General features: G+C 73.0%; 7 protein-coding genes and 3 pseudogenes. 4 read left to right on the top strand and 6 right to left on the bottom strand.

The window, feature by feature from the left end; translation table 11 throughout:
- A pseudogene (locus VFV67_RS35685) lies at window positions 1-193 on the top strand (NAD(P)-dependent oxidoreductase); the annotation flags it as partial.
- A gap of 28 nt (window positions 194-221) precedes the next feature.
- On the opposite strand, the pseudogene VFV67_RS35680 reads toward VFV67_RS35685, so the two are convergent.
- The 4 genes and pseudogenes from VFV67_RS35680 to VFV67_RS35665 form a co-directional block, all read right to left on the bottom strand.
- Window positions 222-1,087 (bottom strand): annotated as a pseudogene (locus VFV67_RS35680) (molybdopterin-binding protein); the annotation flags it as partial.
- On the bottom strand, window positions 1,084-1,701 hold the full coding sequence (locus VFV67_RS35675; RefSeq protein WP_326475138.1) for a class I SAM-dependent methyltransferase: 618 nt from the start codon (window positions 1,699-1,701) through the stop codon (window positions 1,084-1,086). The gene VFV67_RS35675 and the pseudogene VFV67_RS35680, both read right to left, overlap by 4 nt.
- The gene (locus VFV67_RS35670) at window positions 1,698-2,372 is read right to left on the bottom strand and encodes a TIGR04282 family arsenosugar biosynthesis glycosyltransferase (protein WP_326475137.1); all 675 of its coding nucleotides are present in this window, start codon (window positions 2,370-2,372) and stop codon (window positions 1,698-1,700) included. Before VFV67_RS35670 ends, VFV67_RS35675 begins: the two co-directional genes overlap by 4 nt.
- Complete coding sequence (locus VFV67_RS35665) at window positions 2,369-3,022, bottom strand: glycosyltransferase family 2 protein (RefSeq protein WP_326475136.1); 654 nt, start codon at window positions 3,020-3,022, stop codon at window positions 2,369-2,371. Before VFV67_RS35665 ends, VFV67_RS35670 begins: the two co-directional genes overlap by 4 nt.
- Window positions 3,023-3,171: 149 nt before the next feature.
- Here VFV67_RS35665 and VFV67_RS35660 point away from each other — a divergent pair, with 149 nt between their 5' ends.
- The 3 genes from VFV67_RS35660 to VFV67_RS35650 are packed head-to-tail and all read left to right on the top strand — an operon-like array spanning window position 3,172 to window position 6,260.
- Window positions 3,172-4,569 (top strand): hypothetical protein, encoded by a 1,398-nt coding sequence (locus VFV67_RS35660; RefSeq protein WP_326475139.1) that lies wholly within the window; start codon window positions 3,172-3,174, stop codon window positions 4,567-4,569.
- Window positions 4,570-4,573: 4 nt separating this feature from the next.
- The gene (locus VFV67_RS35655; protein ID WP_326475135.1) at window positions 4,574-5,260 is read left to right on the top strand and encodes a response regulator transcription factor; all 687 of its coding nucleotides are present in this window, start codon (window positions 4,574-4,576) and stop codon (window positions 5,258-5,260) included.
- Window positions 5,261-5,270: 10 nt separating this feature from the next.
- Complete coding sequence (locus VFV67_RS35650) at window positions 5,271-6,260, top strand: sensor histidine kinase (protein WP_414636405.1); 990 nt, start codon at window positions 5,271-5,273, stop codon at window positions 6,258-6,260.
- Here the strand turns inward: VFV67_RS35650 and VFV67_RS35645 are convergent.
- Together VFV67_RS35645 and VFV67_RS35640 are read right to left on the bottom strand one after the other, a co-directional pair.
- Entirely contained in the window at window positions 6,257-7,324 is a 1,068-nt protein-coding gene (locus VFV67_RS35645) for an NAD-dependent epimerase/dehydratase family protein (RefSeq protein WP_326475133.1), read from the bottom strand. The genes VFV67_RS35650 and VFV67_RS35645 overlap by 4 nt on opposite strands.
- Window positions 7,325-7,591: 267 nt before the next feature.
- Window positions 7,592-7,895 (bottom strand): annotated as a pseudogene (locus VFV67_RS35640) (hypothetical protein); the annotation flags it as partial.

Raw genomic sequence — 7,895 nt, 5'->3', positions numbered from 1 at the left:
GCTGGCGCGGGTGCTGGGCGCCAAACCGCCACGCCGGGTGCCGGCCTGGCTGGCCCGCACGCTGGCCGGCAAGGGCGCGGTGCAGATCATGACGCAGGCCCGTGGGATCCGCAGCGAGAAGATCAAACGCGAGCTGGGCTGGACGCCGCGGTACCCGAGCTGGCGCACCGGGTTCGTCGAGGGCCTGGGCTGATCCGACATGTCCCTCTCCGAGCTGTACGGCCGGCTGCGGCGGCGGACGCGCTCCATCCCTCGACGCACGCGATCGGCAGCTCGGCGGTGGTCTGCGGCATGGTGGACAGCTCGGCCAGCGTGCGGGAGTGCGATCCGGTCGGTGTCACGATCTCCAACCGCCACGCGGGATCCCGCGCCGCCTCGGTCACCCCGGCCGCGGCCGCGGTGCGGTTGACCGGCAGTCCCTGCGGTCCGCGGTCGGAGCGCCAGGCAAGGGGGATATGTGGCGCAGCAGGGGAATCGTGCCGCCGGCGGTGGCCAGGGCCGCGGCCGCGGCGGCGAGGGCGGTGGTGCGCAGGAAGGCCTGCCGGTCCAGTACGGCCCGGTTGTCGGGAGACGGCGGGTCGGGACTGAGCCGGGTCAGCCCGCGGCGGATCGCGGGCAGCTTCACCGCGATGTGCAGCAGGATGGAGCCGGCGGCGATCCACGCGACCACGTGGTGCGCGGTGGGGAAGGAGAAGCCCCACAGGTAGTTCTGTGCCGTGTTGAACAGCCCGGTGCCGAGCTCGAAGAACGCCGCGCCGGACAGCGCCAGGATGGAGAGCCGCTCGAGGGCGTGGGGCAGCGAGCGCACCACCGGCCGGCTTAACAGTTTCGGGTAGACGGTCCAGAGTTTGGCCAGCAGCAGCGGGATCGCGGCCACACCGGAGATCACGTGCAGGCCCTGGGTGATCCGGTAGGCGTTCACCGGCCGGCTGGGCCAGAAGAACCAGGCCGGCGGGTGCTGGATGGCATGGCTGATCAGGCCGGTGACGAAGCAGATCGCGAACGCGATGCCCAGCCAGAGGCCGATCCTGGCGGTCACCCGCTCGTCGTGGGCGTGGCGGTGGAAGTCGGATTCCTTGGGTATCACGGCTTGACCAGCTCGGCGAACCAGCGCCCGCCACGTTCGGCCAGCCAGTGGACCACCATGCCGGCCTCCCGCGCCGTGTCGGCGATGGCGTCGGCGCCGAGCCAGGCCCAGGCGAACCAGTGGTCCGCGCCGTTGACCCGGACCCGGTCGCGCCGCAGCCCGTGACCCGGCGGGTCCAGCTCCACCAGCGCGGTGCCGCCCGGCGCGAGTAGCTCTCGCAGCCGGCGCAGCAGCCGCGTGGGGTTGCCGCCGATGCCGATGTTCCCGTCGGCCAGCAGGGCGTGGTGCCACCGGCCCTCGCCGGGAAGCCGGGCGAACACGTCGCGCCGGATCGCCGGGGCACCCCTGGCCCGGGTGAGCCGCACCGCCACCGGCGAGATGTCCACGCCGAGCGCCACCACTCCGCGGTTGACCAGGGCGGCGGTGAGCCGTCCGGGTCCGCATCCGATATCCAGGGTCGGCCCGGTGCAGCACCGCAGCAGCAGCTCGTCGCCGGCTCCGGACGGTGCTCGCCACCGTTGGATGGGCAGGTTGATGCGCTCACCGGTGGCCAGCTCCAGCCAGCATCGCCGGCCGAGCAGCCCCGGTTCGAACGCGGTGGTCCGATGGGTCATCGCCGGGTCACCGCCGGCCGTCCGGCCTCGGCCAGTTCCGCGGCGAACCGGCCGCGCGGCACCAGTATGGCCACCCGCTCCGCGTCCGCCATCGTGTCCACATCGGACAGCTCGGCGAGCTCGTCGACGGCGAGACCGGCTCGGCGTAGCGCCAACCTGGTCCGCGCTCCGGTGTCCGAGCGCGACATCGGCACCTGCCGCAGCGCCTTCGCGTCGGCCGGCGAGCGCAGGCCGAGGCACCACCAGCCGCCGTCGGTCGCCGGTCCGAGCACGGCATCCACCCCCGGCGCGTGTAACGCCTCGATCGACTCGGTGAGCAGCTCCGGGCTCACCTGCGGGGTGTCCATACCGATCTGCACCACCGACCGTCCACACTGGACCAGGTCGCCATGGGCGTTGGCCAGCCGGTCGGCGAAACTCTCGCCGCGCTGGCGAATGACCAGGCAGCCGGCCAAGGCGAGGGACAGCTCGGCGGCCCGTTCGGCCTCGGCCAGCGCCCCGGTCATGGCCACCACCGCAACCGTGCCGGGGGTGGCGAGCACGGCATCCAGTGTGTCCAACAGGGCTGCGGCGGCGAGCCTGGCCGCCCGGCGGGCGCCGACCTGCGGGCTCAGCCTGGTTTTGGCCAGCCCGGGCACCGGTGCCTTGGCCACCACGAGCAGGCAGGTCATCGCAGCACCGCCACCATGTCCCGCACCGCGCGCAGGGTTCCGCGCACCGAACCGGACACCTTGGACCGGGTGCCCGCGGCGCGCGGCCGGTACGCCACGTCCAGCTCGACCACCGGCCAACCCGCCCGCGCGGCGCGGATCAACAGCTCCAGCGGGTAGCCGAAGGCCCGGTCCCGGACACCGAGGTCGAGCAGGTCGGTGCGCCGGCCGGCGCGCATCGGCGCTATGTCGGACACCGGCAGCCCCCGGCGGCGCAGGATCGCCGCCAGCGCCAGGTTTCCCGCCCTGGCGTGCCACGGCCACGTGCCGCGCCCGACCGGCACCCGCCGGCCGACGGCGAGCCTGGCCCGGCCGCCGTCGACCAGCGCCACCAGTCGCGGCAGCTCGGCCGGGTCGAGCGAGCCGTCCGCGTCGAGGAAGCAGACGATCTCCGCGGTGGCGTGCTCCAGCCCGGTGTGCACCGCCGCCCCGTACCCCTTCCGGGGCTCGTGCACCACGGTCGCGCCGTGCTCGGCCGCCGCGGCGGGGGAGCCGTCCGTCGAGCCGTTGTCCACCACGATCGCCCGGTAGCCGGCCGGAATCGCGGCCAGCACGGCCGGTAGCGCGGCGGCCTCGTCCAGGCAGGGCAGCACCACGTCCACGAGATCCATGCCGCCACGCTAGGTCCACGCCGGACAGTCCTGAAACCCTTGCGGCGCTTACCGAAATGTGACGGCCGGCGGAGATCTTACGGTGTGCTGACGGAAGCCCGCACGGTCCGGCAACACCGCCGCAACGGCGTTACCGTGCCCAGGTGCCCCTGCTCTCCGGCCGGCCGGCCGCGCCGACCGAATCCGCCGAGCCGAGGACCCGGTCGCTGCGGGCCGACCTGATCGCCGGCGGGCTGGCCATCGCGCTGGTAGGTGTGGCGCTCGCGATCGGGTTCGCCCTCGACCTCCGGCTGGCCGGTGACCCGTACTTTCCCGGTGCGCCGAGGACGTTCGGCGAGTGGCCGGTCCTCGGCGAGTGGCTGCCACACATCGGGCCGGGCACCCCGCTCGCCGCGTTGATCGCGGCGGCCGCCGTCGCCTGGGGTCCGGCGCTCGCCGCCCGGCTGCGGTGGCGCGCGGCGCTGGCCGCGGGCTACCTGCTCGCCGTGTCCTGGACGTTCGCGCTGGCGCTGGTGGACGGCTGGCACCGGGGGGTGGCCAGCCGTCTCACCACCCGCGACGAGTACCTGCACGCGGTGCCCGGGATCACCGACCTGCCGCAATTTCTGCGCACGTTCACCGACCACATCCTCGACGGCCAGCCCGACTCCTGGATCACCCACGTCGCCGGTCATCCCCCCGGCGCCACACTGGTTTTCGTCTGGCTGGACCGCATCGGCCTGTCCGGTGGCGCCTGGGCCGCCGTGACCTGCGTCCTCGTCGCCGGCGCCGCGACCGTCGCCGTCCCGGTCACCATCGCCGCCCTCGGCCGCCCCGACCTGGCCCGCGCCGCGCTGCCCTTCGTGGCCCTCCTCCCCGGCGCGGTCTGGATCGGCGCCTGTGCCGACGGCCTGTTCGCGGGGGTGACCGCAACCGGGGTGGCCCTGCTGGCGATCGGCGCCCGCCGCGGCGGCATCGGCATTCCCTGTGCGGGTGGAGTGCTGCTCGGGTTCGGGATCTTTCTGTCCTACGGGCTGGTGTTGCTGGCGCCGATCGCGCTTGGTGTGGTGCTGGCGCGGCGGAGCCGGCGGGCGTTCGTGGCCGCGGTGGCTGGGGCGCTGGCCGTGGTGGCGGCGTTCGCGGCGGCCGGGTTCTGGTGGCTGGATGGCTATGTTCTGGTGCTGCAGCGCTACGACCAGAGTGTGGCGATCGCCCGGCCGTACGCGTACTGGGTGTGGGCCGATCTCGCCTGCCTGGTGCTGGCGGTCGGGCCGGCCGCGGCCGCCGGGCTGTGGCGGGCGGCGCGGCGGTTCGACGCGGGGTTGCCCGGCCGGCCGCCCGCCGACGGGTCGGCGGTGATCATTCTGGTGCGCGGGGCGGTGCTCGCCGTGGTGGCCGCGACACTGTCCGGGCTGTCCAAGGCCGAGGTGGAGCGGATCTGGCTACCGTTCGCGGTGTGGTTGGTGGCGGGCGCGGCGCTGCTGCCGGCATCCACCCGGCGTGGTTGGCTCGCCGCGGGCGCGGCGGTCGCCCTCGTCGTGAACCATGTGCTCCTGACGAACTGGTGATGCCATGACGCGAGTGCTCGTCGTCGACGACGACCTGAACGTGCGCGACGTCGTGCGCCGCTACCTCGAGCTCGGCGGGCACCAGGTGTCCCTCGCCGACAACGGGGAGGATGCGCTGCGCTGGGCCGCCGAACACCAGCCCGACCTGGTCGTGCTCGACCTCATGCTGCCGGGCATGGACGGCCTGGAGGTGTGCCGCAGGCTCCGGCGGCGCAGCACCGTCCCGGTGGTGATGCTGACCGCGCTCGGCGAGGAGGAGAACCGCATCGCCGGCCTCGAACTGGGCGCCGACGACTACGTGACCAAGCCGTTCAGCCCTCGGGAGCTTGCCCTGCGGGTGTCCTCGGTGCTGCGCCGGGCTCGCGCGACGCCGCCGCGGCCTGAGGACCGCGAGTTGGTCGACGGTGAGCTGGCGCTCGACCTCGCCGCGCACCGGGCCACCATCCGCGGCGCCGAACTCGCGCTGACCACCCGCGAGTTCGACCTGCTGATGTTCCTGATGTCCCGCCCAGGCGAGGCGTTCACCCGGGAGCAACTGCTGGAGAAGGTATGGGGCTGGGACTTCGGTGATCAGTCCACAGTGACCGTCCATGTGCGACGGTTGCGCGAGAAGATCGAGGACACGCCGGCCAAACCCAGCCGGATCGTGACCGTGTGGGGAGTCGGATACCGGTATGAGCACGGCTACTGAGGCCCAGGACGTGATTGAGCCCAGTGAGCCGCTCGGCAAGATGATCGAGCATGCCCTGCACGTGCTGCCCGTGGTGCTCGCCCTGACCCTGCCGATCACCGTGGCCGGGGTGCTGCTGCTCTACCTGTTGCGCAAGGGATCGCTCGCCAGGAACATGACCGTGCTGGTGTTCATCCCGGTGGCCGCGACGGTGGCCGGGGTGATCGGGGTCAGCGGGTTCATGTTCACCAGCACGCTGACCACGATGCTGTTGGTGTGCCTGCTGGTCGCGCTGGTCACCGTGCCGGTCGCGATCCTGCTCGGCTCCTCGATCGCGCGGCGCAGCGTCTGGGAACGCGAGGCGCGGGACCGGGAACGCGCGGCGGAGGCGTCCCGGCGCGAGCTGGTCGCCTGGATCAGCCACGACCTGCGCACTCCGCTGGCCGGCTACGCCCACCAGATCGGCGCGGAGACCAAGCGGCTGGCCGGCATGGTCGACGACCTGTTCGAGCGGTCCCGGATCACCGCGGGCGCACTACACCTGACCATGTCCGCCGTCTCGCTGCAGGACGTGGTGGCCGACGCGCTCGGGGCCCAACTGCCCGTGGCGGAACGCAAGCGGGTCAAGGTCCTTGCCAACGCCGCGGCCTGGCCGGTGGTGCTCGGCAGCGACCCGGAGCTGGCCCGGATCGTGCGCAACCTGGTATCCAACGCGATCCGGCACACGCCGCCGGACGGCACCGTGGCCATCCAGGTGGGCGTCGACGGCGGCGAGGCGGTGCTGGCCGTCGACGACGGCTGCGGGGGAATCCCGGAAAACGAGCTGTCCCGGGTGTTCGACGTGGCCTTCCGCGGCACCGCCGCCCGCACCCCGTCCACGGTTCGCGACGAGCCCGCGAGCGCCGGCCTGGGCCTGGCCATCGCCAAAGGCCTGGTGGAAGCGCACAGCGGCCGCATCGACGCCCACAACCACGGCCCCGGCTGCCGCTTCGAGGTCCGCCTCCCGCTCGCCCGCGTCTAGGGTCCGGCCAGCGCGGCCGGCGCGCGCAGCGGATCGGTGGCGAAGCCGGCGACCCCGTCGGCGAACGGCACCCGTGCGCGGAAACCGAGCAGCCGGCGGGCATTGGTGGGGTCGGCGACCACATGCCGGACGTCGCCCGGCCGGGCGCCACCGATCACCTGCGGCGGCGGCCCACCACACGCCGCGGCGAGCCGCGTAGCCAGCTCACCGACCGTGTGCGGCTCGCCCGAGCAGATGTTCACCGCGATGAGCGCCCCCGCGACACCGAGGGTCTCCACCGCCAGCGCGTTGGCCACCGCCACATCGGACACATGCACGAAGTCACGCCGCTGCCGCCCGTCCTCCAACACCGTCGGCGCCTCGCCGCGCTCCAGCGCCGACCGGAACAGCGACGCCACCCCCGCGTAGGGCGTGTCGCGCGGCATCCGCGGCCCGTACACATTGTGGTAACGCAGCGCCCACACCTCACCGCCGGCCTGCCGCGCCCACGCCGAAGCCAGATACTCCTGTGCCGCCTTGGTCGCCGCGTAGCTGCTGCGCGGGTCGAACGGCGCGTCCTCGGGCACCAGCCCAGGCTCGAGGTCGGCGCCGCACCGCGGGCAACGCGGCTCGAACCGCCCGGCCGCGACGTCCTCCTCCAGCCGCCGGCCGGGCCGAACCACCCCATGCGCCGGGCACCGATAGCGCCCTTCGCCGTACACCACCATGGACGAGGCCAGCACCAGCCGCCCGACCCCGGCCGCGTGCATCGCCGCGAGCAGCACGGCGGTGCCGTAGTCGTTGTGCTGCACGTACTCCGGCGCGTCGGCCGGGTCAAGCCCGTGCCCGACCATCGCCGCCTGATGGCACACCACATCAACGCCAGCAAGGGCATCGGCCAGCAGATCGCCATCGCGGACGTCGACGCGCAGCAACCCGTGCCGCTCGCTCCAGCCCGGCGCACGCCCGCCGTGCGCCTTGGGCAACAGACTGTCCACAAGCACCGGAACGTGCCCGCGATCAGCGAGGACATCGGCAACATGGGAGCCAACGAACCCCGCGCCACCGGTGATCAACACACGCATGATTCGACGCTACAACCCGCCACTCAACCAGCCGAGCCATCCCCACGCCACGTCACCGAACCGTCAGATTCGACGCACCAAAAGTGGTGTCCGAGGGGGGAACCAACACGGCCCTGTGGCATACCTGCGCAATGCAGGTATCCATGTGAAGAGGTTACCAGGACGCGGCGTGCTGCTCGCCGCTGCCATCGCCCTCGGCCTCGTCGTCGGGAGCTCGGGCGATGTCGAGCGCGTCGCTGATCAGGTCGTCTAGGCGGCGGTAGCTCATCAGGACGAAGCCTGCTGTCCGACCAGGAACCGGCGGTTGCGGTTGATCAGGACGACGGCCACCACCACGAGCAGCACGCCGACCAGGATCGAGCCGAGCGCGTCGGGGACGGCCGAGCCGGTGATCTGATGGGCGGCCAAGCCTGCGGTGGCCAGCAGGAAGGACACCGCCTCCAGCAGGAAGGACACGGCCAGCACGGCATAGCCCACCCCGACGTAGGCCAGCGGCTCGGGGTCGTGCAGCTGGCTGATGCCGTGCGTGATCGACACGGCGCCCCCGGCCACGAACAGTCCCAGCGCGGCG

It is taken from the genome of Actinophytocola sp. (assembly GCF_035762905.1).
Lineage (GTDB): Bacteria > Actinomycetota > Actinomycetes > Mycobacteriales > Pseudonocardiaceae > DASYTH01.
The sequence above is the reverse complement of the archived record's forward strand: the minus strand, read 5'-3'. Positions and strand labels throughout refer to the sequence as shown.

What these genes read in the sequence shown, in the direction of transcription:
- VFV67_RS35670 (WP_326475137.1), bottom strand. Translation starts at nt 2,372, where the DNA reads ATGACCTGCCTGCTCGTGGTGGCCAAGGCACCGGTGCCCGGGCTGGCC.
- VFV67_RS35675 (WP_326475138.1), bottom strand. Translation starts at nt 1,701, where the DNA reads ATGACCCATCGGACCACCGCGTTCGAACCGGGGCTGCTCGGCCGGCGA.
- VFV67_RS35665 (WP_326475136.1), bottom strand. Translation starts at nt 3,022, where the DNA reads ATGGATCTCGTGGACGTGGTGCTGCCCTGCCTGGACGAGGCCGCCGCG.
- VFV67_RS35655 (WP_326475135.1), top strand. Translation starts at nt 4,574, where the DNA reads ATGACGCGAGTGCTCGTCGTCGACGACGACCTGAACGTGCGCGACGTC.
- VFV67_RS35645 (WP_326475133.1), bottom strand. Translation starts at nt 7,324, where the DNA reads ATGCGTGTGTTGATCACCGGTGGCGCGGGGTTCGTTGGCTCCCATGTT.